The following is a 24,431-nucleotide window of genomic DNA, read 5'->3' on the forward strand; positions in this document are numbered from 1 at the left end:
TTATGCTACTGTTCATTCTCGATTCCTCTCTCATTCACTTCACGTTAGCCTGGGTCGAAAAAAAACCCCCGAACCTTTCGGTGCGGGGGTTTTTTGAATTCAGACTTGATTTTTAAGCCTTTCTTTCTCCAAGCGATGCCCCGCACGGTGTGATAATAATCACCACCACGCTAATCACGACTAGGCTAATCACTCGTAGAAGGGCTTTCATTTTCTATTCTTTATTTTGCTTGTTCGAAGTAATGCCTACAGAGTTATCACAGTTAGTGTTCTATTGACAACTTTTTTCATCAGTTAATTTTATGACGCCTTAAAAGATAAGAAAGAAAAGTTTTATTATTCAGTAGATAAGCTACAAGCTGAAAAATCATCACACACCGGCCATAGCGCCTTGATTCCAGATAGTAGAACGCTGCCATTCGTGAAATCACGCACAACAATTTTTTACAATCGTGTACCGAAGAATATCTTTTCAGAAGTGTTACGCAATACGGAGAGTGCGTCATCGCATGGGTGGGATATCGTGTGCACACTGGGGGCGAGCAGAACCTCTTTCAGTGACCGCTGTTACAGGAGCACAGCAGGGACAAACCGGCAAATCAAATAACCTATTGGAGTAGCCTCTAAGGAGCTGTTATGGCTTTAGCCATGGTATTAACCCGTGCTGCACTCGGTGTAGAAGCACCTTTAGTGTCGGTTGAAGTACATTTAAGCAACGGATTACCTGGACTGTCACTTGTTGGTCTACCAGAAACTACGGTTAAAGAAGCCAGAGATCGCGTAAGAAGTGCCATCCTCAACAGTGGCTTTACTTTCCCTGTAAAGCGCATCACGGTTAATTTAGCCCCAGCCGATCTTCCTAAAGAGGGAGGACGTTATGACCTTCCCATCGCCATCGCTATTCTTGCGGCCTCAGAGCAAATCTCTGCGGATAAACTCCCACATTACGAATTCCTGGGTGAACTCGCATTAACCGGTGCGCTACGTGGCATACAGGGGGCTATTCCAGCCTCAATAGCGGCATTGTCAGAGGGGCGCCAACTCATTCTTTCGGGCGATAATCAGCAAGAAGTTGCGCTGATTCAACATGGAGAAAGTTTGGTGGGATACCATTTGCAGGAAGTTTGTGCATTTTTAAATGGGCAACAATCATTAAGTTCCGCGATAATACCTCCATTCACTGAGTGTCCAACACAGCAGGATCTCAGCGAGATTATTGGTCAAGAGCAAGCTAAGCGTGCATTAGAAATTACCGCAGCAGGTGGTCATAACCTATTACTACTTGGGCCCCCCGGTACAGGTAAAACGATGCTGGCATCACGTCTACCCGGATTGATGCCACCATTAAGCAACAGAGAGGCACTGGAGTGTGCATCTATAGCAAGCCTGGTGAGCACCGCTACCCTGCAACACAAATGGCGACAGCGGCCGTTCCGTTCGCCTCATCACAGTTCATCAATGTTTGCGTTGGTAGGCGGCGGATCATTACCGAGACCAGGAGAGATTTCACTCGCCCATAATGGCGTACTCTTTCTCGATGAATTGCCTGAATTTGGAAGGAATGTGCTGGACGCGCTGCGGGAACCCATTGAGTCAGGAGAAATTTCAATTTCCCGCGCGCGTGCAAAAGTGACCTATCCGGCCCGATTCCAGCTCGTTGCCGCAATGAATCCGAGCCCAAGTGGCCACTATAGCGGTATCCACAATCGATGCTCTCCGCAGCAAACTTTACGTTATTTGAGCCGCTTGTCTGGTCCCTTTCTTGATCGTTTTGATCTTTCACTTGAGGTTCCGTTGTTACCGCCGGGAACTCTCAGTCGCCAGGTCCGGGGGCATGAGACTAGTGAAATCGTCAGAGAACGAGTATTCGCCGCTCGGGAAAAACAATTGGCACGTAGTGCAAAAGTTAACGCGATACTGACAAATACAGAAATCCAGCAGTGGTGCTCAATTAGTCAACAAGATGCAGAGTGGCTGGAGGATGTACTAATCAGATTGGGGCTTTCTGCCAGAGCATGGCAGCGACTGTTAAAAGTGGCACGTACAATTGCTGACTTGGCTGATGAGGAGAACATACAGCGCAATCATCTACACGAAGCGTTAAGCTATCGGGCAATAGACCGCTTGTTCATCCATTTGCATAAGAGTATAGAATAAATAATGGGGCCTCGAGCCCCATCAAAATTAATCATCGCTGTCAGAATAATCCTCAACCCCTTCCATTTGCGGCTTACCGCCAGAAAGAGTATGGAAGCGCTTCGGGCGCTTAATGCGCGTCATGTATTTAGACCATACACGTTCTGCTTCCGTTTGCGGCTCACGGATACCACGACAAACTTCAATAAAGAGTCGCTCTTCTTCTGTCGCGGGTTCACGCTTGGCCAGATCCAGCTCATTAAAAGCGTAACCATGACGCTCCAGGAGCTGGGCCTCTTTAATGGTGAAATCACCATGACGAGAGAATCCGCGTGGGTAATGTTTGTTATCGAAAAAACGATTAGTTGTTGCGAAGCTTTCCGCCATTTTACACGCTCCTAACTCTTTTATAGCCATGCTATTTATGGCGCGGAGTATTAGATAGGCTTGACAGAGTGTAAAACAAAACATTTAAATCATTACGACAAAAGTTTTTTGGGGGATAACTGTGGATACGGAATTACTTAAAACCTTTCTTGAAGTGAGCAGAACTCGCCACTTTGGACGTGCCGCTGAAGCGCTTTATCTCACGCAGTCTGCCGTAAGCTTTCGCATCAGGCAGTTAGAAAATCAGTTAGGAGTGAATCTTTTCACTCGTCACCGTAATAACATTCGTCTGACTTCTGCAGGAGAGCGTTTATTACCCTACGCAGAGAATTTAATGAGCACCTGGATGACGGCGAAGAAAGAAGTGTCGCAAACACAGCAGCATCATGAGCTGTCCGTAGGTGCTAGCGCATCCCTTTGGGAGGCTTATCTGACACCGTGGCTACAAACGCTTTATGAGAGCCTTGAAAGCCTCCATCTGGAAGCACGTATTGCACAACGCCATTCACTGGTGAAGCAGTTACATGAACGCCAGTTGGATTTGCTCATCACGACAGAAGCGCCAAAAATGGACGAGTTAACCAGTCAGCAAATTGGCCATATTTCTCTGACACTGTTTCGATCGCGCAAAAGTGAGAAGCGTGACAAATATGATTACATTAAACTGGAGTGGGGAGCGGATTTCCATCAACATGAAAGTTACCTTGCCGGCGCCGATGATGTACCGGTATTAACCACTACATCTGCTCATTTGACCCGGCATCTTTTACATACCACTGGTGCATGTGCGTTCCTGCCTGATGTCTGGAATAATGCGTACTCGGATCTGGTGGTGATCCCTGATACCCCCGTCGCCATACGCCCACTTTATGCCGTCTGGTTGCAAAGTAGCGATCAGCAGTCACATATACGTCAATTACTCAAGTTTCCGATCGTTACACAATAATGATTTAAGAAAGGACAAGCTATTAATTAAGGGTCAGTGAGAACTGGCTCTTTATATGCGGATTAATGAAAGGGGATTTAGGGCACTTAGTGTGCTTATTCAGGGTAAAAAAAATCCTTTGCAGATGCAAAGGATTATTGTCTGGCAGGGGCGGAGGGACTCGAACCCCCAACACCCGGTTTTGGAGACCGGTGCTCTACCAATTGAACTACGCCCCTAAATAGGGTGGCGGAACGGACGGGGCTCGAACCCGCGACCCCCTGCGTGACAGGCAGGTATTCTAACCAACTGAACTACCGCTCCACCGATTCTGGACTGAATTCAGAATGTTGCTTCTGATATCAGGTATTTCGCCCGCCCCGCGTCACCGGGATGGTCATGTCTGATGCCTGGCAGTTCCCTACTCTCGCATGGGGAGACCCCACACTACCATCGGCGCTACGGCGTTTCACTTCTGAGTTCGGCATGGGGTCAGGTGGGACCACCGCGCTAGTGCCGCCAGGCAAATTCTTTTCGTGACGCTCATTCTGCGCCACTGATTCTTTATCCGTTTACAAGCCGAAAATCTTTATCGTCTCTCTACCAAAACGCCTCTGGCGTTGTAAGGTTAAGCCTCACGGGTCATTAGTACCGGTTAGCTCAACGCATCGCTGCGCTTACACACCCGGCCTATCAACGTCGTCGTCTTCAACGTCCCTTCAGGACTCTCAAGGAGTCAGGGAAGACTCATCTCGAGGCAAGTTTCGCGCTTAGATGCTTTCAGCGCTTATCTTTTCCGCACTTAGCTACCGGGCAATGCCATTGGCATGACAACCCGAACACCAGTGGTGCGTTCACTCCGGTCCTCTCGTACTAGGAGCAACCCCTCTCAGTCTTCCAGCGCCCACGGCAGATAGGGACCGAACTGTCTCACGACGTTCTAAACCCAGCTCGCGTACCACTTTAAACGGCGAACAGCCGTACCCTTGGGACCTACTTCAGCCCCAGGATGTGATGAGCCGACATCGAGGTGCCAAACACCGCCGTCGATATGAACTCTTGGGCGGTATCAGCCTGTTATCCCCGGAGTACCTTTTATCCGTTGAGCGATGGCCCTTCCATTCAGAACCACCGGATCACTATGACCTGCTTTCGCACCTGCTCGAGCCGTCACTCTCGCAGTCAAGCCAGCTTATGCCATTGCACTAACCTCACGATGTCCGACCGTGATTAGCTGACCTTCGTGCTCCTCCGTTACGCTTTAGGAGGAGACCGCCCCAGTCAAACTACCCACCAGACACTGTCCGCAGCCCGGATAACGGGCCTACGTTAGAACATCAAACGTTAAAGGGTGGTATTTCAAGGTCGGCTCCACGCAGACTGGCGTCCACGCTTCAAAGCCTCCCACCTATCCTACACATCAAGGCTCAATGTTCAGTGTCAAGCTGTAGTAAAGGTTCACGGGGTCTTTCCGTCTTGCCGCGGGTACACTGCATCTTCACAGCGAGTTCAATTTCACTGAGTCTCGGGTGGAGACAGCCTGGCCATCATTACGCCATTCGTGCAGGTCGGAACTTACCCGACAAGGAATTTCGCTACCTTAGGACCGTTATAGTTACGGCCGCCGTTTACCGGGGCTTCGATCAAGAGCTTCTCCTTGCGGATAACCCCATCAATTAACCTTCCGGCACCGGGCAGGCGTCACACCGTATACGTCCACTTTCGTGTTTGCACAGTGCTGTGTTTTTAATAAACAGTTGCAGCCAGCTGGTATCTTCGACTGGCTTCAGCTCCGGGAGCAAGTCCCTTCACCTACGCGCCAGCGTGCCTTCTCCCGAAGTTACGGCACCATTTTGCCTAGTTCCTTCACCCGAGTTCTCTCAAGCGCCTTGGTATTCTCTACCTGACCACCTGTGTCGGTTTGGGGTACGATTCAGTGTTACCTGGAGCTTAGAGGCTTTTCCCGGAAGCAGGGCATTTGTTACTTCAGCACCGTAGTGCCTCGTCATCACGCCTCAGCCTTAAAGCACCCCGGATTTGCCTGGGATGCAAGCCTACACGCTTAAACCGGGACAACCGTCGCCCGGCTAACATAGCCTTCTCCGTCCCCCCTTCGCAGTAACACCAAGTACGGGAATATTAACCCGTTTCCCATCGACTACGCCTTTCGGCCTCGCCTTAGGGGTCGACTCACCCTGCCCCGATTAACGTTGGACAGGAACCCTTGGTCTTCCGGCGAGCGGGCTTTTCACCCGCTTTATCGTTACTTATGTCAGCATTCGCACTTCTGATACCTCCAGCAACCCTCACAGGCCACCTTCAACGGCTTACAGAACGCTCCCCTACCCAACAACGCATAAGCGTCGCTGCCGCAGCTTCGGTGCATGGTTTAGCCCCGTTACATCTTCCGCGCAGGCCGACTCGACCAGTGAGCTATTACGCTTTCTTTAAATGATGGCTGCTTCTAAGCCAACATCCTGGCTGTCTGGGCCTTCCCACATCGTTTCCCACTTAACCATGACTTTGGGACCTTAGCTGGCGGTCTGGGTTGTTTCCCTCTTCACGACGGACGTTAGCACCCGCCGTGTGTCTCCCGTGATAACATTCTCCGGTATTCGCAGTTTGCATCGGGTTGGTAAGCCGGGATGGCCCCCTAGCCGAAACAGTGCTCTACCCCCGGAGATGAGTTCACGAGGCGCTACCTAAATAGCTTTCGGGGAGAACCAGCTATCTCCCGGTTTGATTGGCCTTTCACCCCCAGCCACAAGTCATCCGCTAATTTTTCAACATTAGTCGGTTCGGTCCTCCAGTTAGTGTTACCCAACCTTCAACCTGCCCATGGCTAGATCACCGGGTTTCGGGTCTATACCCTGCAACTTAACGCCCAGTTAAGACTCGGTTTCCCTGCGGCTCCCCTATACGGTTAACCTTGCTACAGAATATAAGTCGCTGACCCATTATACAAAAGGTACGCAGTCACCCCATTAAAGAGGCTCCCACTGCTTGTACGTACACGGTTTCAGGTTCTTTTTCACTCCCCTCGCCGGGGTTCTTTTCGCCTTTCCCTCACGGTACTGGTTCACTATCGGTCAGTCAGGAGTATTTAGCCTTGGAGGATGGTCCCCCCATATTCAGACAGGATACCACGTGTCCCGCCCTACTCTTCGAACTCACAGCAGGTGCATCTTCGTGTACGGGGCTTTCACCCTGTGTCGCGCGACTTTCCAGACGCTTCCACTGATGCACAAGCTGATGATGGTTCCGGGCTCCTCCCCGTTCGCTCGCCGCTACTGGGGGAATCTCGGTTGATTTCTTTTCCTCGGGGTACTTAGATGTTTCAGTTCCCCCGGTTCGCCTCATGCCACTATGTATTCATGACATGATAGTGCAACGGATTGCACTGGGTTTCCCCATTCGGGTATCGCCGGTTATAACGGTTCATATCACCTTACCGGCGCTTATCGCAGATTAGCACGCCCTTCATCGCCTCTGACTGCCAGGGCATCCACCGTGTACGCTTAGTCGCTTAACCTCACAACCCACAGGCGTTTTGCAACGCACATGTGTCGTGATAATTTGAGAGACTCGAACACACCGCCTTCATTCTTTATTACGGAAGAATGACGCGACGTGTCGTTTCAATTTTCAGCTTGTTCCGGATTGTTAAAGAGCATAATACTTCGCAGCATACTGTTGCCAGTACACTCTGAAGTATTGGATTTCAGGACATATATGGTGGAGCTAAGCGGGATCGAACCGCTGACCTCCTGCGTGCAAGGCAGGCGCTCTCCCAGCTGAGCTATAGCCCCATACAGTCACTTGCAGAGACCTTTATTACCAAACTCAATCAAGAGTTAATTCTTTCTCAGGCAAGGCATGCGACCGGGAAGTTTACTTCAGTAAACGACCGCGAGCATAACGCAGCATGAGTAAGAATTTGGTAGGCCTGAGTGGACTTGAACCACCGACCTCACCCTTATCAGGGGTGCGCTCTAACCACCTGAGCTACAAGCCTATAAAGGTATCCTGCTCGTTTCTTTTCATCAGACAATCTGTTGTGGACACTGCGCCGGAAAGTATCTTCAGGTAAGGAGGTGATCCAACCGCAGGTTCCCCTACGGTTACCTTGTTACGACTTCACCCCAGTCATGAATCACAAAGTGGTAAGCGCCCTCCCGAAGGTTAAGCTACCTACTTCTTTTGCAACCCACTCCCATGGTGTGACGGGCGGTGTGTACAAGGCCCGGGAACGTATTCACCGTGGCATTCTGATCCACGATTACTAGCGATTCCGACTTCACGGAGTCGAGTTGCAGACTCCGATCCGGACTACGACGCACTTTATGAGGTCCGCTTGCTCTCGCGAGGTCGCTTCTCTTTGTATGCGCCATTGTAGCACGTGTGTAGCCCTGGTCGTAAGGGCCATGATGACTTGACGTCATCCCCACCTTCCTCCGGTTTATCACCGGCAGTCTCCTTTGAGTTCCCGGCCGAACCGCTGGCAACAAAGGATAAGGGTTGCGCTCGTTGCGGGACTTAACCCAACATTTCACAACACGAGCTGACGACAGCCATGCAGCACCTGTCTCACAGTTCCCGAAGGCACCAATCCATCTCTGGAAAGTTCTGTGGATGTCAAGACCAGGTAAGGTTCTTCGCGTTGCATCGAATTAAACCACATGCTCCACCGCTTGTGCGGGCCCCCGTCAATTCATTTGAGTTTTAACCTTGCGGCCGTACTCCCCAGGCGGTCGACTTAACGCGTTAGCTCCGGAAGCCACGCCTCAAGGGCACAACCTCCAAGTCGACATCGTTTACGGCGTGGACTACCAGGGTATCTAATCCTGTTTGCTCCCCACGCTTTCGCACCTGAGCGTCAGTCTTCGTCCAGGGGGCCGCCTTCGCCACCGGTATTCCTCCAGATCTCTACGCATTTCACCGCTACACCTGGAATTCTACCCCCCTCTACGAGACTCAAGCCTGCCAGTTTCAAATGCAGTTCCCGGGTTGAGCCCGGGGATTTCACATCTGACTTAACAGACCGCCTGCGTGCGCTTTACGCCCAGTAATTCCGATTAACGCTTGCACCCTCCGTATTACCGCGGCTGCTGGCACGGAGTTAGCCGGTGCTTCTTCTGCGGGTAACGTCAATGAAAAAGGTTATTAACCTCTCTCCCTTCCTCCCCGCTGAAAGTACTTTACAACCCGAAGGCCTTCTTCATACACGCGGCATGGCTGCATCAGGCTTGCGCCCATTGTGCAATATTCCCCACTGCTGCCTCCCGTAGGAGTCTGGACCGTGTCTCAGTTCCAGTGTGGCTGGTCATCCTCTCAGACCAGCTAGAGATCGTCGCCTAGGTGAGCCGTTACCCCACCTACTAGCTAATCTCATCTGGGTTCATCCGATGGTGTGAGGCCCGAAGGTCCCCCACTTTGGTCTTGCGACGTTATGCGGTATTAGCTACCGTTTCCAGTAGTTATCCCCCTCCATCGGGCAGATCCCCAGACATTACTCACCCGTCCGCCACTCGTCACCCGAAGAGCAAGCTCTTCTGTGCTACCGTTCGACTTGCATGTGTTAGGCCTGCCGCCAGCGTTCAATCTGAGCCATGATCAAACTCTTCAATTTAAAGTTTGATTTGCTTCAACTCGTGAAGCGATGCTCAAGGAAAACGTCGTAATGAATTTATTACGTGTTCACTCTTAAGACTTGATATTTTTTACGTCCGGAGACGTTGATATCAATCCTGCGAGTGCCCACACAGATTGTCTGATAAATTGTTAAAGAGCGGTGCCACAATCTCGTGTGGCGCGGGTTGCGTATATTACGCTTTGCCGCTGAAGAGTCAAGGGTTTATTCGCCTTTCTCTTCCTGACACGCCGACCTGTAAGCCGTTGTTCCGTGTCAGTGGAGGCGCATTATAGGGAGTTCCTGACGGCTGACAAGTGTTAAATGCAAAAAAAAAATCGAATGTTTCTTTTTTACTCAAAACGCCAGTTTCTCGAGTTTTACAAAGCCATATCTTTGTAAAACGGGCATTAACTGAGCAGTTTCTTCCGTAAATTCCATACAAAAAGCAGTGTTACTTTCTGTTGAATACACTTTTGGTGATTCATGTTCCAGCAACCAGGCCGTTCGGCGCGCGATAGCCGCACCGGAATCGATTAATCGGGTTCCTTCAGGCAAGACGCTTTGCAATTCTTCGCTTAATAAGGGGAAATGGGTACATCCCAATACGACGGTATCCGGCGGTTCCTGCATACGCAGCCATGGCTGCAAAATCTGTGTCATCTCTTCCAGAGAAATCATCCGCCCGTGCAATTTTGCCTCAGCTAACTCAACCAGCTCTGCTGAACCCAGCATTTCAATTTTACATTCACTGGCAAAACGCGAAACCAATTCATGTGTATAGCGGCGTTTCACCGTAGCACGCGTCGCCAGCAGGCCAACAATTCCGTTACGTGTTAAACGTGCAGCGGGTTTAATCGCTGGCACAACACCGACTACTGGGAAATCAAATCGCTCACGTAGCGCTGGTAACGTTACCGTACTGGCGGTATTACACGCGATAACCACCAGAGAGAGTGGATAACATTTTTCCACTGCAGAGACGATATCCACTACACGCTCGACAATAAAATCTTCACTCTTCTCCCCATACGGAAAAGCGACGTTATCGAAGGCATAGAGATAATGAAGATCCGGCAACAATTGCCGGATTTCATCATAGACAGAAAGCCCGCCCACCCCGGAATCAAAAACCAGTACGGTGGGGCGCTGTTTAAAAGGTATAGCTGCCGCTAAGGTAGTACTCCCTTCCTGGAGTTTGATAGCCATAAACTGTCTCGTAATCTTTATCAAACAGGTTGGCGATTCTACCACGAACGGTAAGCTGGGATGTGATCGGATACGAAACGGCGAGATCCCACAGGCTAACGCCACCGAGTTTCACTGTCCGTGGCGTAAAGGATGAATTGAAGTCTTTATCGTAACGATCACCCAGGTACTGATAGCTCAGCGACCAGTCTAAACTATAGATCGTATAGTCCAGTTGATATTTGACCTGCTGCTTAGCGCGGCGAAGCAGAACCTCATGCGTCTGACCGTCGCGTGGGTCAACATAATCATACGAGAGAGAATGGCTGACCGGTCCGGTGTCAAAAGAGGCCGTTGCTTCTACACCCTTTATGGACACTTTACCAATGTTGTAATAGCGGAAAGTGGTGGGATCGCTATCGATAAGGTCCTCAATATCGTTGCGATAGCCGGATACGCGCCAATTCAGCGGCCCAGTGAGCCCCTCGAAACCGCCTTCCCACTGTTTACTTTTTTCCGGATTGAGATCGCGATTGCCATAGGTTCCACTATAAACCTGGCTTAGATTAGGTGCTTTGAAAGCCGTACCGTAAGATGCGAAAACGCTATACCCATCAACTAATTCCCAGGACACGCCAGTCTGCCAGGTATTGTGCCAGCCAAACGCATTGTTATCGTCACCGCGAACCGCACCTTCCAGCGTCACGCTTCCCAATTTTTGTTGGGTCGTCGCGTAAACGCCAGTATTACGCTGCTCTTGCCCCTCGCTGACAAAGTTAGTATTCGGCTCAGATGTTTGCTTTTGCCAGTCAACGCCTGTACTCACAGTGCCATAACCCACGGCAAGAGTATTACCCCATTGCAGGTTATATTGTTCAACGTCATCTGCCGTTGCCGGTTCAGCGTAGCGGCCCAGGCGCGGATCGTAATTATAATCTTTCGTGTGGCTATAGCTGGCAATTAACTGGGTAGAATAGATGTCGCGGTTGAAACGCAAGCCGGTATCCCACGTTTGGCTATAGAGCTGGCGAGTATCCACCAGCGCGCCGGGCACCGCGAAACTGAGGCTATTATCATAAGCAGTACGGTTATCATAACCATAACCACGGAAAAAACCGCTAAACTCATCATTAAACTGGTGCTCTACCGCACCATACAGGCTTTTACTCATAAACCCGTCGCGATCTTTTTGCGCCGGATCGCCATAGACATCCGGGTAATTAGCCACAACATCATAGCCACGGGTATAAGTGTAATTAGCCGCCAGCGTGGCGCGAGTCTGATCGCCAAGCATCTGCTGCGTAGCACCATCATAGGCCTGATAGCCATTCGATCCTATCCCGGCCGTCAGAGTGGTGCCTGGTTTGTCGCGGCCGGTGATAATATTGACTACGCCGCCAATAGCATCCGAACCATATATAGCTGAACGCGCCCCCCGAACATACTCAATACGTTGTACGAGGGAGACAGGTATTTGGCTAAGGTCTGAAGAACCACTAATTCCCGCCTGATTCAAGCGAATACCGTCAATCAGCACTAATACATGGCGGGACTCCGTGCCACGAATAAACAGTGAGCTTTGCTGACCCAATCCACCACTTTGAGCGATATCTACGCCAGGCAAACGCCGCATGACATCCGCAACGCTTTTGGATTGCCAGCGATCAATCTCTTCACGGGTAACAACGGAGGTTGAAGCTAATACTGATGACACCGGTTGAGAAAATCGGTTCGCCGTGGTGACCAGCGTATTGTCAGGCTCCTGTGCGAAGCCGTTTTGCACCCAAAGGTAGAGCGCCGCTGTGTTCAATGCCAACAGCGTTTTTTTATTCTTTTTCATGGTGATTAAGCATCCAAAAAATCATACAGGATGCCGCAGGCATACGATTGATAGCACGCGATAATCGTACGAAGTGCGACGTTACGCCGGCAGGTCTTCGGGCTGGGAGTCGATGATAAGGCGAAGACTTCCCATCCGAAGACAGTGTCTGCATCAGCAATCGCCTGGATACTCTTTACCGCTGCGCGTCAGCTCCAGATTTACACTGGATTCCCTTTTAACTCCTCGGGAGGCCGGTGCACGCATACTACTTTTTAGATACATGGAAATCCAGACTTCTAAACTGCTAAAAAATCACTTTTTGCGACAACGCTGGACATCGACCATTGAATCCCTACAATCGCCGGCAAGCAGGCATATTACCAGGATTAAAGATGACACCCGAACAACTCCCGATTGAACAGTACGACGCGCAACTCACGGAAAAGGTCAGCCGTTTACAGGCAATAATGACGCCTTTTAGCGCGCCCGACGTGGAGGTGTTCCGCTCACCGGTGAGTCACTACCGTATGCGCGCCGAGTTCCGCATATGGCACGAAGGTGATGATCTCTATCACATCATGTTTGATCAACAGACCAAACAACGTATTCGTGTCGATCAATTCCCCGCAGCCAGCGCCTTGATCAACCAGATGATGCCAAAAATGATCGATGCGCTACGTGACAATCACGTGCTGCGTTATAAGCTGTTCCAAATCGATTATCTGTCGACAATGAGCAATCAGATTGTTATTTCCCTGCTGTACCACCGCAAGTTGGAAGACAAATGGAGCGCTGCAGCAGCAACCTTGCGCGATAACCTTCGCGCCGAAGGGTTTGATGTACAGTTGATTGGCCGCGCCACCAAAACCAAAATTTGCCTGGATCGCGATTACGTTGATGAATGCTTGCCCGTCGCGGGCAAAGAGATGATTTATCGCCAGGTGGAAAACAGCTTCACGCAGCCTAACGCGGCTATGAATATACAGATGCTGGAGTGGGCCTTAGATGTGACACAAAATTCACACGGCGATCTACTGGAACTCTATTGCGGAAACGGTAACTTCTCGCTGGCGCTCGCACGTAATTTCCGCCGCGTACTGGCGACAGAAATCGCCAAACCATCAGTTGCATCAGCGCAATACAACATTACGGCTAATCATATTGATAACGTACAGATCATCCGCATGGCGGCAGAAGAATTTACCCAGGCAATGAACGGCGTACGTAGCTTCAATCGGTTAGAAGGTATCGACCTCAAAAGCTATCAATGTGAAACCATTTTTGTCGATCCACCGCGCAGTGGGCTGGATGACGAAACATTAAAGATGGTCCAGGGTTATTCGCGGATTCTGTATATTTCATGTAATCCACAAACGTTGAGCGATAACTTGCAAACGCTATCGCAAACGCATGACATCACCAGATTAGCCCTGTTTGATCAGTTTCCTTATACACACCATATGGAGTGCGGCGTATTACTCTCACGCTCAGGAAACTAGCGCACAATCACTTTCATATAATCAGGATCCGGCTGATAAGAACGACTAACACAACGCAACTTGTGCTGTTTAAGCTCGCCATGCTTGCCCGTATTTTCCTTTATCAGCCTAGCCTGTCGCAAACAATCCTGATAGCGCTGGCTCTGCGTGCGTTTATCACCATGGATCTGACCAGTCGACGTGCCAGGATATAAATCCTCGGCAGACTTCCAGGTTGACCCGTGATCGCTACAACCCGCCAAAAAAACGATGAAAAGGGATAAAGAAAGATAACGCATAATTTAAAGCCTTCCTTGTGCTTTAATTTGTCTGGATCCGAGCTCACCTTTTTTTTATCACAGCTTCTTCTTTGCTTTAAGACGTAGCCCAATCCAGAAAATCAGTGCGACCATCAGGATAACCGGGATAAAATTTGAACCAATATCAGGGTATTCAGCGCGAACGATAGCGCTATAAAGCAGGACACCAAGCAGGAAAAACGCCGCCGCCAACGAAGGCATACCTTCAGGCATCGCACGGTTAAGGTAGCGTTGATGCAAGCACCAGACCGCCAGGCCAAGAGCAATAATGGGGAAAATTGAAAACGGCACGATGGAGCTAAAAAGCACCGAAAAAGAACCATTTATCGAAAGCCCGGAGATAAAAGCTAACAATAACGTCCCTCTGTCCCGGTGAGTTTGTTCAGTCATGTCATTATCCTTATTAACCTGCTTAGTGATTTGATTCTAATGTTACCGCCAACCTCTCCTGCTCACGGCGATACCAGTAATAAGCACCCTTCGAAATCATGCGCAACTGCAACACCAGGCGTTCTTCAAGCTGACGTCTCTGTTCAGTATCAATGTCTAATGCTTCTGCTCCCGCATTGAAAACAATCGTGACCATTGCTTCCGCCTGCGCTTCCGTAAAGCTGCGCGGCATGCGATTTTCCAGCTCGAGATAATCGGCAAGCTCAGCAATGAAATGCTGAATCTCGCGGGCAACAGCAGCACGAAACGCCGCGGAAGTACCGGAACGCTCACGTAGCAACAGACGGAACGCATTGGGATTATTACCAATAAACTCCATAAATGTTGATACAGAGGTACGAATAACGCTACCTCCTTTTGCAATACGCTGTCGTGCCTGGCGCATCAACTGACGCAACATCAATCCACTTTCATCAACCATGGTTAACCCAAGCTCATCAACATCACGAAAGTGACGGTAAAAGGAGGTCGGCGCGATACCCGCTTCGCGAGCGACTTCACGCAAACTCAGGCTGGCAAAACTGCGCTCGGCACTCAGCTGACTGAATGCCGCTTCAATAAGCGAACGCCGTGTACGTTCTTTTTGCTGCGCTCTGACGCCCATTTTTATGCCTGTTTTGCATGCCGAAGCGGCACTATAGCAAACTTTTCAGCGTACAGTCCGGCAAAGTTTGTGACCGCCTGTTAACCCCACGCTTTGTCAAATCATGGTAAAAAACCCTGATACAATTGGGATGTTCGCGACGAGATGTTAGAATCCCGTTGTAAAAATGTATATAAAATAGGACTTACGGGTATGCAACAGTCTTACGATTACGATGCCATTGTTATTGGCTCAGGTCCCGGCGGTGAGGGTGCTGCGATGGGCCTGGTGAAACAGGGGGCGCGTATCGCAGTGATCGAGCGCTACCACAATATTGGTGGTGGCTGCACACACTGGGGAACCATACCGTCGAAGGCATTGCGCCATGCCGTCAGCCGCACTATCGAGTTTAATCAAAACCCGCTTTACAGTGACCATAGCCATCTGCTTCGTTCTTCTTTCGCTGATATTCTTAATCACACAGAAAACGTTATTAGCCAACAAACCCGCATGCGTCAGGGCTTTTACGAACGTAATCACTGCCAAATTTTTCAGGGGGATGCGCATTTTATTGATGCGAATACCATTGAGGTGGCCTATCCCGACGGCACCACTGAGCGCTTTACCGCCGAAAAATTTGTTATAGCCTGTGGCTCACGCCCATACCATCCGGCAGACGTTGATTTTACTCATCCACGTGTTTATGACTCAGATTCCATCCTTAATCTGACCCATGAGCCCGGTCATGTGATTATTTACGGCGCTGGCGTAATCGGCTGCGAATATGCCTCCATTTTTCGCGGTCTGAACGTGAAAGTGGATTTGATTAATACCCGCGATCGTCTGCTGGCATTCCTTGATCAGGAGATGTCAGATTCACTCTCATATCACTTTTGGAATAGCGGTGTTGTTATCCGACATAACGAAGAATTTGAGAAAATCGAAGGGGTACAGGATGGTGTCATTGTACATCTGAAATCCGGTAAGAAAGTGAAAGCAGACTGCTTGCTGTATGCTAACGGGCGTACCGGCAATACTGATTCACTCTCGCTGGAAAACGTAGGACTGGAAGCCGATAGTCGCGGATTGCTGAAAGTAAACAGTATGTACCAGACCGCACAACCGCATATCTATGCAGTGGGGGATGTCATTGGCTATCCAAGCCTTGCCTCTGCCGCTTATGATCAGGGCCGAATTGCCGCACAGGCGATCATTAAAGGTGAAGCCACCGCACATCTGATCGAAGATATCCCAACCGGGATTTATACCATCCCAGAAATTAGCTCTGTCGGTAAGACTGAGCAGCAGCTTACCGCAATGAAAGTCCCGTATGAAGTGGGGCGTGCGCAGTTTAAACATCTGGCACGAGCGCAAATTGTTGGTATGAATGTCGGTAGCCTGAAAATCCTGTTCCATCGTGAAACGAAAGAGATCCTCGGTATCCACTGCTTTGGTGAGCGTGCAGCGGAGATTATCCACATCGGCCAGGCGATCATGGAGCAAAAAAATGGTGGCAACACGATCGAATACTTCGTGAATACCACCTTTAATTATCCGACGATGGCTGAGGCCTATCGCGTTGCAGCGCTAAATGGCTTAAATCGCTTGTTTTAAGCCATTGCCCATATAAATCTGCATATGGGCACGGATTGCCTCTGCCAGGTGCTCATAACGGCTACGCAGCGGCGAGCCAGGACGGTAAACCAGCGCAATGGTGCGCTGGGGTTCTGGCTTGTAACATGAGAGGTAACACACACCGTCGCGAATCCGCTCTTTTGGTACGGCCAGTGACGGTAACAGCGTAATCCCACTGCCTGCGGCAACCATATTACGTAGCGTTTCCAGACTGGTCGCACGGAAATGCGTGTCTTCATCTGCACCGGCCTGAAAGCAGAATCCCAGTGCCTGATCGCGCAAGCAGTGGCCATCTTCCAACATCAGTAACTTCTCACCGGCTAAATCAGACATCGGCACGCGATCGCGATCGCGCCACGGGTGATCGGCGTAAATTGCCAGCTTCATCGGCTCGTCAAACAAAGGAACCTCAATAAAAGCCTCAGTCTCTTTAACCAGCGCCAAAATAGCGCAGTCAAGTTTTCCACTGTCGAGCTGAGCTAAAAGCTGATGCGTCTGTGCCTCGTGCAAATACATTTCAAGCTTTGGAAAGGTTTGATGCAGCATGGGTATTATCTGCGGCAACAGGTAGGGACCTACCGTCGGAATCAGCCCGATATGCAAAGGCCCTGACATCGCTTCGCCCTGCTGGCTCGCCATCTCTTTAAGTACCTTCACTTCGCGCAGGACGGTACGAGCCTGATCCACCAGCAATAGACCCGCCTGTGTGAACAAGACTTTACGGCTGGTGCGTTCCAGCAACATGACACCTAATTCATCTTCAAGCTTACGAATTTGTCCACTCAGCGTGGGCTGGCTGACATGGCATGAATCGGCGGCTCGTCGGAAATGACGATGCTCAGCCAACGCAACCAGGTATTCAAGATCACGAATATTCATTTAATCCTCCGAGCCACGATAGCCCGTGGCGATAGATAGCATAGCAATCAACGATTAGCCCTATCAAGTCCGGATCTGAATAATGTCCAATATTCAGGCAAAGCCATATCGACATTATTCACCATGAGGTAGTTTATGTTTGCAAGTCAGGAAGGTAAAAAGGTCCCGCAGGTTACGTTCCACACACGCCATGGCGATCGCTGGATCGACGTTACGACCGATGAACTGTTTAAAGACAAAACGGTTATCGTATTCTCGTTGCCGGGTGCTTTTACGCCAACCTGCTCCTCCAGCCACCTGCCGCGCTACAACGAGTTGGCCAGCGTCTTTGCCGCACAGGGTGTCGACAGCATTCTTTGCGTGTCGGTAAACGATACCTTTGTCATGAATGCCTGGAAGGCTGACCAGCATGCCGACAACATCACCTTTATTCCGGACGGCAACGGTGATTTTACCCGCGGTATGGAAATGCTGGTTGAAAAAGCGGATTTAGGTTTCGGCCCGCGCTCATGGCGTTACTCCATGCTGGTACGTAACGGTGTAGTAGAGAAAATGTTTGTTGAGCCGAACAAGCCAGGCGACCCGTTTGAAGTCTCCGACGCTGACACCATGCTGCGCTATCTGGCACCGGAATTTAAGGTACAGGAATCGGTTTCCCTGTTTACCAAGCCCGGCTGCCCATTCTGTACCAAAGCTAAGCAGATGCTGCTCGATCGTGGTATCCAGTATGAAGAGATTGTTCTGGGACAGGATGCCACCACCGTCAGTTTGCGCGCCGTAACCGGCCGCGCCACCGTGCCGCAGGTGTTTATTGGCGGACGCCATATTGGCGGCAGCGACGACCTGGAAAAATACTTCGCGACGGCGTAATAAGCGGGAGGGCGGACGATTATCCGATAGCCCGTCCCTCGGATGTATCTAAAAAAATAACGATTCTAACGCGTTAATTTGGCGGACTTTTATAAGCCCGCCTTTTTTATTAACCCAGGCGCTGCTTCGCTTCGGTAATAGCCAGTGAAACCTGATGCGGAGAAACACCGCCTTTAGCATTCCGCTTATCGAGGCAGGATTGTAGTGAAAGGAAGGGATAAACATCGTCACCGATCACGTCACTGAATTTCTGCAAATCCGCCAGCTTCAACGCTTCCAGTGCCACGCCTTGACCGATCGCTTCCACCACAGCCTCACCGACAATATGGTGCGCTTCACGGAACGGTACACCTTTCGCGACCAGATAGTCCGCCAGCTCGGTTGCATTAGCATAGCCTTGCTCAGCAGCATCTTTACAGCGCGGACGTTTTACCTGAATCCCTTCCAGTACCAGCGCAGCCATATGCAGGCAATCCGCCCAGGAATCGAGCGCATCGAACAGCCCCTCTTTGTCTTCCTGCATATCCTTGTTATAGGCCAGCGGCAAACCTTTCAGCGTCATCATCATGCCGGTCAGTGCACCCTGTACTCGGCCACACTTACCGCGGATCAATTCCAGTGCATCCGGATTTTTCTTTTGCGGCATCAATGACGAACCGGAAGTCACGCGATCGGAAAGCTCAACAAAGTTGGCCTCGCCGGTATTAAAGAAGATCAGATCTTCAGCAAAGCGCGACAAATGGATCATCCCGATCGACGCGTCAGAAAGCAGCTCCAGCACATGATCGCGATCGGAAACCGTGTCCAGGCTGTTACGCGTGGCGGAGGCAAAACCTAACCAGCCTGCCAGCTGCTCACGATCGATTTCATAGGCAGTGCCCGCCAGTGCGCCACAGCCCAGCGGACTTACGTCCAGGCGCTTCAGCGTATCCTGCAGACGGCTCTCATCACGCGCCAGCATCTCAACATAGGCCAGGCACCAGTGTGCAAAGGTTACCGGCTGAGCACGTTGCAAATGGGTGTAGCCCGGCATCACCGCATCCTGATTCGCTTCCGCAGTGGTAACCAGCGCCTGCTGCAACTGACGCGTCGCCAGCAGCAATTCACCAATCTGCGCTTTGCACCAAAGCTTGAGATCGGTGGCAACCTGATCGTTACGGCTACGCCCGGTATGGAGCTTTTTCCCCAACGCCCCGACTTTATCGATCAAGCGTCCTTCAACCCAGCTATGAATATCTTCGGCATCGCTTTCCAGGATCTGCTGCGGATTAGCTCTTACCTCCTCCAGCAACACATTCAGCGCGGCTTCTAACTGCTGCTGCTCTTCTACATTCAGCACGTTAACCGTAACCAGCGCTTTGGACCAGGCAACAGAACCGACGATATCCTGCTCGGCCAGACGATAGTCAAAGCGTAACGAGTCATTAAACAACTTGAAACGTTGATCCGCCGCCTGAGTAAACCGTCCACCCCAAAGTGCCATGTTATTGCCCCATTTCATCATTAGTCATCGAAGATAATCGCTAAAGCGATACGCTGTCTGTTATTCCGGCCCGTAAAGAGAAAACATTACGGGCCGTGGTGGTCAGTCACTCTGACCACATTGCGCTAGCAGATATTATTTCTTTTCATTTAACGCACGGATGCGTGAAGAGAGAGAGAATAAACGGATAAAGCCGCCCGCATGGCGGTGATCGTACACTTCATCTTCACCGAAGGTTGCAAACTCTTCTGAATAGAGGCTGTTGGGTGATTTTTTCTGAATCGCCGTGACCTGTCCCTTATACAGCTGTAGCACCACTTCGCCGTTAACCTCTTCCGCCAGTGCCTGTGCCGAAGCTTGCAGCGCTTTACGCAGCGGTGCAAACCAGCGGCCATCGTACACAACGTATGACATTTCAAGGCCCAGCTGTTCACGCCATTTAAAGCTATCACGGTCCAGTACCAGTTGCTCAATGGCACGCAGGGCGTTAACCATAATGGTGCCGCCGGGGGTTTCATAGCAGCCACGGGACTTAATGCCCACCAAACGGTTTTCGACGATATCAATCCGGCCTACGCCGTGTTTCGCGCCGATAACGTTCAGTTTTTCCAGGCACTGGAACGGACTCAGTTGCTCGCCGTTCACCGCGACTACGCAGCCTTTCTCAACGGTAATGGTAACCTGCTCCGGCTGATCCGGTGCTTCCAGCGGGTCGACGGTCCATACCCAGCAATCTTTATTTGGAGCATTCCACGGGCTTTCCAGCACGCCGCCTTCGGTCGAAATGTGCCAGGCGTTCTCATCACGGCTGTAGATTTTTTCCAGCGACGCGGTGGTTGGAATATTGCGCTCTTTCAGGTAATCCAGCAGCGCCTCACGCGAGCGCAGGTTCCATTCACGCCACGGCGCCACCACTTTCAGCTGAGGTGCCAGCGCGGTATAAGTGGTTTCAAAACGTACCTGGTCGTTACCTTTGCCGGTCGCACCATGGCACAACGCATCCGCGCCCACTTTACGTGCCAGTTCAACCTGCGCCTTAGCAATAATCGGACGAGCCATTGAGGTTCCCAACAGGTAGGTACCTTCATACAGCGCACCGGTCTGCAGCACGGGATAGACGTAATCACGGATAAATTCTTCACGCAGATCCACCACATGGCACTCGGATGCCCCGGACTGCAGCGCTTTCTGCTCAACACCTTCCAGATCGCTACGCTCCTGGCCAATATCCGCCACGAACGCGATAACTTCACAACCGCCGTAGTTCTCTTTCAGCCACGGAATGATGGCCGAGGTATCCAAACCACCGGAGTAAGCCAGAACGATTTTTTTAATGTCTTGGTTTTGCATCTCTTAATCCTTGAATATAAAGCGTTTGGTTAGGCGAGGATCCGGGTGCCAATCGACACGCCGTTAAACAATGTGGGAAGTTGCTCCGCATGACGCCAGCTGGCAATATCCACCGGGCGCCCCAGCGTGCGGGCAGCATCCAGCGCAGCATTCACTTTCACAATCATCCCGTCGGTAATGATGCCCTGAGCGATCAGTTGCTCTGCTTTAGCGGCCGTCATCTCGGCGATACGCTGGCCTTTGCCGTCAAGGATGCCGCTCACATCAGACAGTAAGATTAAGTCCGCACCCAGCGTTGCCGCCAGTGCCGTTGCCGCCTGATCGGCATTCACATTCATCAATTCGCCCGCTTCAGTGATGCCAATGGAGCTGATTACCGGCAGAAAACCAGAAGATAACAATGTATTGAGCAACAGGGGTGAGCCGGGCGTCGCGTTACCCACGTGACCCAATGCAGGATCCAACTGCTTTACATTCACGCTATCGCCATCGGCCAACGACAGACCAACCGCGTTGATACCGTTTTTCTTCGCCCAGGCCATTAAGGTTTTATTTGCTGTGCCTGCCAGCGCTCCGGTGATAATGTCGATCTGATCGGCCGGCGTGACGCGCAATCCCATTTTCTTCTCAACCGGCAACGCCAGTTTTTTCATCAACTCATCCACCAGGCAACCCCCGCCGTGCACGATTAACAGCGGACGCTGATGGGACTCACGATAAGTGACTAACGCGTGGAACAGGCGTTCCAGCGCTTCTTCGCTATCTAACAGTACGCCACCCAGTTTGATAATTAATGGATTGGTCATGTGTTTTAAACTCGTCAGTTAAATAAGTGACAGTGTTTCAGGAAAGCCGAAACGAATATTCAAACACTGAACGGCCTGGGATGAAGCGCCTTTCAGCAGGTTGTCTTCTGCCGCAACCACGATCAAATGCTCGCCCTTAACGGCAAAACCAATATCGCAGAAGGGCAAACCGACCACCGATTTCAACGCGGGAACGCCTTTATCATACAAACGCACCAGCGGTTTATCCTGATATGCCTGCAGGAAAGCCTGTGCGACATCTTCATGGCCGACTCCCGCATTCAAACGGCAAGTAATAGTGGCCAGAATGCCCCGTGGGAAATTGCCTAAATGCGGCGTAAAAATGACGGGCATGCCAAGATGCGCAACAATTTCAGGCTGATGGCGGTGATTAAAAATCCCGTAAGGCTGAAGGCTCACCTCACAAAAGCTGGTGCCGAGGCTCGCTTTGCGCCCTGCACCGCTCACGCCACTGGTGGCATTAATCACCGGCCATTGCGCCTCATTCAGCAAGCCCGCTTCAACCAAAGGCTTCAACGCCAACTGTGATGCCGTGGGATAACAGCCAGGCACCGCAATCAATTGCGCCTCTTTAAGATCTTTGTGTCGCCACTCCGCCAGGCCATATACCGCTTTATCCAGCCACGCCTGATGCTGATGTGAAAATCCGTAGTACTCGGTGTAGAAATTTTCGTCATTTACACGGAATGCACCAGAAAGGTCGAATACGACACAGCCTGCACTAAGAAATTCCGGTGCTAAATCGTGGCTCACTTCATGTGCGGTTGCCAGAAAAACCACATCGACTTTATCCGCAAAATCCGCGGCCTGACTTAGGGGTTGCAGCGGGAGATCGAGGATCCCTTTCAGCTGCGGATGAAGATCAGAAAGCAATTTTCCTGCATCCGGGCTTTGCGCTGAAACCGCTAAAGCGGTTATGTTCATATGCGGGTGGCGATTCAGATAGGTCGCCAGTTCTACACCAGCATATCCACTGGCACCAACAATCAGCGTATTCAACATCAGGCTGTATACCTTATTACAGTCACAACATTCCGGGTTGCAGCTTAGAAGCTTCATTCCCACGATGTCGGCGTTCAGGTTTACACAATTAAAGGGTTTCCCTGCGCACGACGTTAATGTATTTTTATTCACTATTAATGCATGAATATTTATACTATCCTAACTCAAGGGCCGTCAACAGTGAAGACAAAATTACCCCCTTTTATCGAACTTTACCGCCAGTTAATTGCGATACCTTCGATCAGTGCGACCGATAGTGCCATCGATCAGAGTAATGAAAGTTTAATCAATTTACTGGCTGGCTGGTTCCGCGATCTTGGCTTCAGCGTGGAGGTACAGCCCGTACCCGGTACGCACCATAAATTTAATATGCTGGCTAAAAGCGGAATCGGTGCAGGTGGCCTACTGCTGGCGGGCCACACGGATACGGTGCCTTACGATGATGGGCGCTGGACGCGCGATCCCTTCACGTTAACCGAGCATGAAAACAAACTGTACGGTCTCGGCACCGCCGACATGAAAGGTTTCTTCGCCTTTATCCTTGATACGCTACGCGATACCGACATCAGCAAGCTGGAAAAACCGTTGTACATTCTGGCAACGGCCGACGAAGAAACCACGATGGCTGGTGCCAAATATTTTTCAGAAAGCACCGCACTGCGCCCCGATTGCGCCATTATCGGTGAGCCAACCTCGTTGAAACCGGTACGTGCACATAAGGGCCATCTGTCGAATGCGATTCGCATTCAGGGCCAGTCAGGCCACTCCAGCGATCCGGGTCGCGGTGTCAATGCCATTGAGCTGATGCATGACGCTATCGGCCATCTGCTGACATTGCGCAATACGCTGAAAGAGCGTTACCACCATGACGGTTTCGCTATCCCTTACCCCACGATGAATCTGGGACATATTCATGGGGGGGATGCTGCCAACCGTATTTGCGCCTGCTGCGAGCTACATATGGATATTCGCCCGCTCCCCGGTCTGACGCTCAGCGATCTGGACGCCCTGCTGAATGAAGCACTGGCACCCGTGAGTGAACGCTGGCCTGGCCGCCTGACGGTAAACGAGCTGCACCCCCCCATTCCGGGCTATGAATGCCCGCCCGACCATCAACTGATCAAAGTAGTCGAGAAATTACTGGGCACGCCGACCGAAGTGGTGAACTATTGTACTGAAGCGCCTTTTCTTCAGACTCTATGTCCAACGCTGGTTCTGGGGCCAGGCTCAATCAACCAGGCACATCAGCCTGATGAATTTATCGATATGGCCTTTATTAAGCCCACTCGTGAGCTGATTGCACAGGTGGTACAACACTTTTGTCATCACAAAATAGCCTGAGTAATGATCCGGGCAATGCCAATCAGGCGGAAGCACAAAGGCACACAACCTCCTCAGCAGAGAGGAGACATAGCACTCGGGGTAAATAACTGCTAAAACAGTCGCTTGCCCTTAATTTATTCCGTC

At 50.8% G+C, this 24,431-nt stretch carries 18 protein-coding genes, 4 tRNA genes, 3 rRNA genes and 1 riboswitch; of the genes, 6 read left to right on the forward strand and 19 right to left on the reverse strand.

Annotated features, from left to right (window positions below; translation table 11 throughout):
- Nucleotides 1–112 precede the first annotated feature (112 nt).
- A complete protein-coding gene (gene ilvL, locus J1C60_RS17690) occupies nucleotides 113–211 on the reverse strand; it encodes an ilv operon leader peptide (RefSeq protein WP_072133251.1) in 99 nt (32 codons plus the stop codon).
- Between the two features lie 425 nt (nucleotides 212–636).
- Between ilvL and J1C60_RS17695 the strand changes: the two genes are divergently transcribed.
- Nucleotides 637–2,157, forward strand: a complete 1,521-nt coding sequence (locus J1C60_RS17695; RefSeq protein ID WP_128176386.1) for a YifB family Mg chelatase-like AAA ATPase — start codon at nucleotides 637–639, stop codon at nucleotides 2,155–2,157.
- 27 nt (nucleotides 2,158–2,184) lie between these two features.
- Here J1C60_RS17695 and J1C60_RS17700 read toward each other — a convergent pair whose 3' ends face one another.
- Entirely contained in the window at nucleotides 2,185–2,523 is a 339-nt protein-coding gene (locus tag J1C60_RS17700; RefSeq protein WP_128176388.1) for a MaoP family protein, read from the reverse strand.
- A gap of 121 nt (nucleotides 2,524–2,644) precedes the next feature.
- Between J1C60_RS17700 and hdfR the strand changes: the two genes are divergently transcribed.
- Nucleotides 2,645–3,469, forward strand: a complete 825-nt coding sequence (gene hdfR, locus J1C60_RS17705; RefSeq protein ID WP_128176390.1) for an HTH-type transcriptional regulator HdfR — start codon at nucleotides 2,645–2,647, stop codon at nucleotides 3,467–3,469.
- Nucleotides 3,470–3,611: 142 nt separating this feature from the next.
- On the opposite strand, the gene J1C60_RS17710 is transcribed toward hdfR, so the two are convergent.
- From J1C60_RS17710 to btuB, 9 genes are all read right to left on the reverse strand, one after another.
- Nucleotides 3,612–3,687: transfer RNA gene (locus J1C60_RS17710), tRNA-Trp, on the reverse strand.
- 8 nt (nucleotides 3,688–3,695) lie between these two features.
- Nucleotides 3,696–3,772: transfer RNA gene (locus J1C60_RS17715), tRNA-Asp, on the reverse strand.
- Between the two features lie 84 nt (nucleotides 3,773–3,856).
- Nucleotides 3,857–3,972 (reverse strand): 5S ribosomal RNA (rrf, locus tag J1C60_RS17720).
- 100 nt (nucleotides 3,973–4,072) lie between these two features.
- Nucleotides 4,073–6,980 (reverse strand): 23S ribosomal RNA (locus tag J1C60_RS17725).
- Nucleotides 6,981–7,181: 201 nt separating this feature from the next.
- A tRNA-Ala gene (locus J1C60_RS17730) sits at nucleotides 7,182–7,257 on the reverse strand.
- A gap of 129 nt (nucleotides 7,258–7,386) precedes the next feature.
- Nucleotides 7,387–7,463 (reverse strand) — tRNA-Ile (locus J1C60_RS17735).
- Between the two features lie 72 nt (nucleotides 7,464–7,535).
- Nucleotides 7,536–9,077, reverse strand: a 16S ribosomal RNA gene (locus J1C60_RS17740).
- Together the 16S, 23S and 5S rRNA genes with 4 tRNA genes alongside form the textbook arrangement of a ribosomal RNA operon.
- Before the next feature lie 357 nt (nucleotides 9,078–9,434).
- Nucleotides 9,435–10,286 carry a glutamate racemase gene (gene murI / locus J1C60_RS17745; RefSeq protein WP_128175579.1) on the reverse strand — a complete coding sequence of 284 codons (852 nt, stop codon included), beginning with the start codon at nucleotides 10,284–10,286 and terminating at the stop codon, nucleotides 9,435–9,437.
- Nucleotides 10,231–12,105: a TonB-dependent vitamin B12 receptor BtuB gene (gene btuB / locus J1C60_RS17750; protein ID WP_128175577.1), complete on the reverse strand. Its 1,875-nt coding sequence runs from the start codon at nucleotides 12,103–12,105 to the stop codon at nucleotides 10,231–10,233. The genes murI and btuB overlap by 56 nt, the downstream gene beginning before the upstream one ends.
- 71 nt (nucleotides 12,106–12,176) lie before the next feature.
- A riboswitch (cobalamin riboswitch) is annotated at nucleotides 12,177–12,357 on the reverse strand.
- A gap of 122 nt (nucleotides 12,358–12,479) precedes the next feature.
- Between btuB and trmA the strand changes: the two genes are divergently transcribed.
- Nucleotides 12,480–13,586, forward strand: a complete 1,107-nt coding sequence (gene trmA, locus J1C60_RS17755) for a tRNA (uridine(54)-C5)-methyltransferase TrmA (RefSeq protein WP_128175575.1) — start codon at nucleotides 12,480–12,482, stop codon at nucleotides 13,584–13,586.
- Here the strand turns inward: trmA and J1C60_RS17760 are convergent.
- Genes J1C60_RS17760 through fabR form a run of 3 tightly spaced genes read right to left on the reverse strand, consistent with a single transcriptional unit; the run spans nucleotide 13,583 to nucleotide 14,939 of the window.
- Nucleotides 13,583–13,864, reverse strand: a complete 282-nt coding sequence (locus tag J1C60_RS17760) for a hypothetical protein (protein ID WP_128175573.1) — start codon at nucleotides 13,862–13,864, stop codon at nucleotides 13,583–13,585. The two genes, trmA and J1C60_RS17760, sit on opposite strands and share 4 nt — an antisense overlap.
- A gap of 57 nt (nucleotides 13,865–13,921) precedes the next feature.
- Nucleotides 13,922–14,275 carry a YijD family membrane protein gene (locus tag J1C60_RS17765; protein ID WP_128175571.1) on the reverse strand — a complete coding sequence of 118 codons (354 nt, stop codon included), beginning with the start codon at nucleotides 14,273–14,275 and terminating at the stop codon, nucleotides 13,922–13,924.
- Between the two features lie 22 nt (nucleotides 14,276–14,297).
- Nucleotides 14,298–14,939 (reverse strand): HTH-type transcriptional repressor FabR, encoded by a 642-nt coding sequence (gene fabR, locus J1C60_RS17770; RefSeq protein WP_128175570.1) that lies wholly within the window; start codon nucleotides 14,937–14,939, stop codon nucleotides 14,298–14,300.
- Between the two features lie 192 nt (nucleotides 14,940–15,131).
- On the opposite strand from fabR, the gene sthA reads away from it, so the two are divergent.
- The gene (sthA, locus tag J1C60_RS17775; RefSeq protein WP_128175568.1) at nucleotides 15,132–16,532 is read left to right on the forward strand and encodes a Si-specific NAD(P)(+) transhydrogenase; all 1,401 of its coding nucleotides are present in this window, start codon (nucleotides 15,132–15,134) and stop codon (nucleotides 16,530–16,532) included.
- Here sthA and oxyR read toward each other — a convergent pair.
- Nucleotides 16,515–17,432: a DNA-binding transcriptional regulator OxyR gene (oxyR, locus tag J1C60_RS17780; RefSeq protein ID WP_128175567.1), complete on the reverse strand. Its 918-nt coding sequence runs from the start codon at nucleotides 17,430–17,432 to the stop codon at nucleotides 16,515–16,517. The genes sthA and oxyR overlap by 18 nt on opposite strands.
- A 135-nt stretch (nucleotides 17,433–17,567) precedes the next feature.
- Between oxyR and J1C60_RS17785 the strand changes: the two genes are divergently transcribed.
- Nucleotides 17,568–18,302, forward strand: a complete 735-nt coding sequence (locus tag J1C60_RS17785) for a glutathione peroxidase (RefSeq protein WP_128175565.1) — start codon at nucleotides 17,568–17,570, stop codon at nucleotides 18,300–18,302.
- Nucleotides 18,303–18,411: 109 nt separating this feature from the next.
- On the opposite strand, the gene argH is transcribed toward J1C60_RS17785, so the two are convergent.
- The 4 genes from argH to argC all read right to left on the reverse strand — a co-directional run bounded on the left by argH (nucleotide 18,412) and on the right by argC (nucleotide 22,964).
- Complete coding sequence (gene argH, locus J1C60_RS17790; RefSeq protein WP_128175564.1) at nucleotides 18,412–19,785, reverse strand: argininosuccinate lyase; 1,374 nt, start codon at nucleotides 19,783–19,785, stop codon at nucleotides 18,412–18,414.
- 135 nt (nucleotides 19,786–19,920) lie between these two features.
- On the reverse strand, nucleotides 19,921–21,135 hold the full coding sequence (locus J1C60_RS17795; protein WP_128175562.1) for an argininosuccinate synthase: 1,215 nt from the start codon (nucleotides 21,133–21,135) through the stop codon (nucleotides 19,921–19,923).
- 29 nt (nucleotides 21,136–21,164) lie between these two features.
- Nucleotides 21,165–21,941: an acetylglutamate kinase gene (gene argB / locus J1C60_RS17800; protein ID WP_128175560.1), complete on the reverse strand. Its 777-nt coding sequence runs from the start codon at nucleotides 21,939–21,941 to the stop codon at nucleotides 21,165–21,167.
- Between the two features lie 18 nt (nucleotides 21,942–21,959).
- Entirely contained in the window at nucleotides 21,960–22,964 is a 1,005-nt protein-coding gene (gene argC, locus J1C60_RS17805; RefSeq protein ID WP_128175558.1) for an N-acetyl-gamma-glutamyl-phosphate reductase, read from the reverse strand.
- A 180-nt stretch (nucleotides 22,965–23,144) separates the two neighbouring features.
- On the opposite strand from argC, the gene argE reads away from it, so the two are divergent.
- A complete protein-coding gene (gene argE, locus J1C60_RS17810) occupies nucleotides 23,145–24,305 on the forward strand; it encodes an acetylornithine deacetylase (protein ID WP_128175556.1) in 1,161 nt (386 codons plus the stop codon).
- Nucleotides 24,306–24,431: the final 126 nt, after the last annotated feature.

It is taken from the genome of [Pantoea] beijingensis, assembly GCF_022647505.1.
Classification (GTDB): Bacteria; Pseudomonadota; Gammaproteobacteria; order Enterobacterales; family Enterobacteriaceae; genus Erwinia; species Erwinia beijingensis.

What these genes read in the sequence shown, in the direction of transcription:
- ilvL (WP_072133251.1), bottom strand. Translation starts at nt 211, where the DNA reads ATGAAAGCCCTTCTACGAGTGATTAGCCTAGTCGTGATTAGCGTGGTG.
- J1C60_RS17695 (WP_128176386.1), top strand. Translation starts at nt 637, where the DNA reads ATGGCTTTAGCCATGGTATTAACCCGTGCTGCACTCGGTGTAGAAGCA.
- J1C60_RS17700 (WP_128176388.1), bottom strand. Translation starts at nt 2,523, where the DNA reads ATGGCGGAAAGCTTCGCAACAACTAATCGTTTTTTCGATAACAAACAT.
- murI (WP_128175579.1), bottom strand. Translation starts at nt 10,286, where the DNA reads ATGGCTATCAAACTCCAGGAAGGGAGTACTACCTTAGCGGCAGCTATA.
- btuB (WP_128175577.1), bottom strand. Translation starts at nt 12,105, where the DNA reads ATGAAAAAGAATAAAAAAACGCTGTTGGCATTGAACACAGCGGCGCTC.
- trmA (WP_128175575.1), top strand. Translation starts at nt 12,480, where the DNA reads ATGACACCCGAACAACTCCCGATTGAACAGTACGACGCGCAACTCACG.
- J1C60_RS17760 (WP_128175573.1), bottom strand. Translation starts at nt 13,864, where the DNA reads ATGCGTTATCTTTCTTTATCCCTTTTCATCGTTTTTTTGGCGGGTTGT.
- J1C60_RS17765 (WP_128175571.1), bottom strand. Translation starts at nt 14,275, where the DNA reads ATGACTGAACAAACTCACCGGGACAGAGGGACGTTATTGTTAGCTTTT.
- fabR (WP_128175570.1), bottom strand. Translation starts at nt 14,939, where the DNA reads ATGGGCGTCAGAGCGCAGCAAAAAGAACGTACACGGCGTTCGCTTATT.
- sthA (WP_128175568.1), top strand. Translation starts at nt 15,132, where the DNA reads ATGCAACAGTCTTACGATTACGATGCCATTGTTATTGGCTCAGGTCCC.
- oxyR (WP_128175567.1), bottom strand. Translation starts at nt 17,432, where the DNA reads ATGAATATTCGTGATCTTGAATACCTGGTTGCGTTGGCTGAGCATCGT.
- J1C60_RS17785 (WP_128175565.1), top strand. Translation starts at nt 17,568, where the DNA reads ATGTTTGCAAGTCAGGAAGGTAAAAAGGTCCCGCAGGTTACGTTCCAC.
- argH (WP_128175564.1), bottom strand. Translation starts at nt 19,785, where the DNA reads ATGGCACTTTGGGGTGGACGGTTTACTCAGGCGGCGGATCAACGTTTC.
- J1C60_RS17795 (WP_128175562.1), bottom strand. Translation starts at nt 21,135, where the DNA reads ATGCAAAACCAAGACATTAAAAAAATCGTTCTGGCTTACTCCGGTGGT.
- argB (WP_128175560.1), bottom strand. Translation starts at nt 21,941, where the DNA reads ATGACCAATCCATTAATTATCAAACTGGGTGGCGTACTGTTAGATAGC.
- argC (WP_128175558.1), bottom strand. Translation starts at nt 22,964, where the DNA reads ATGTTGAATACGCTGATTGTTGGTGCCAGTGGATATGCTGGTGTAGAA.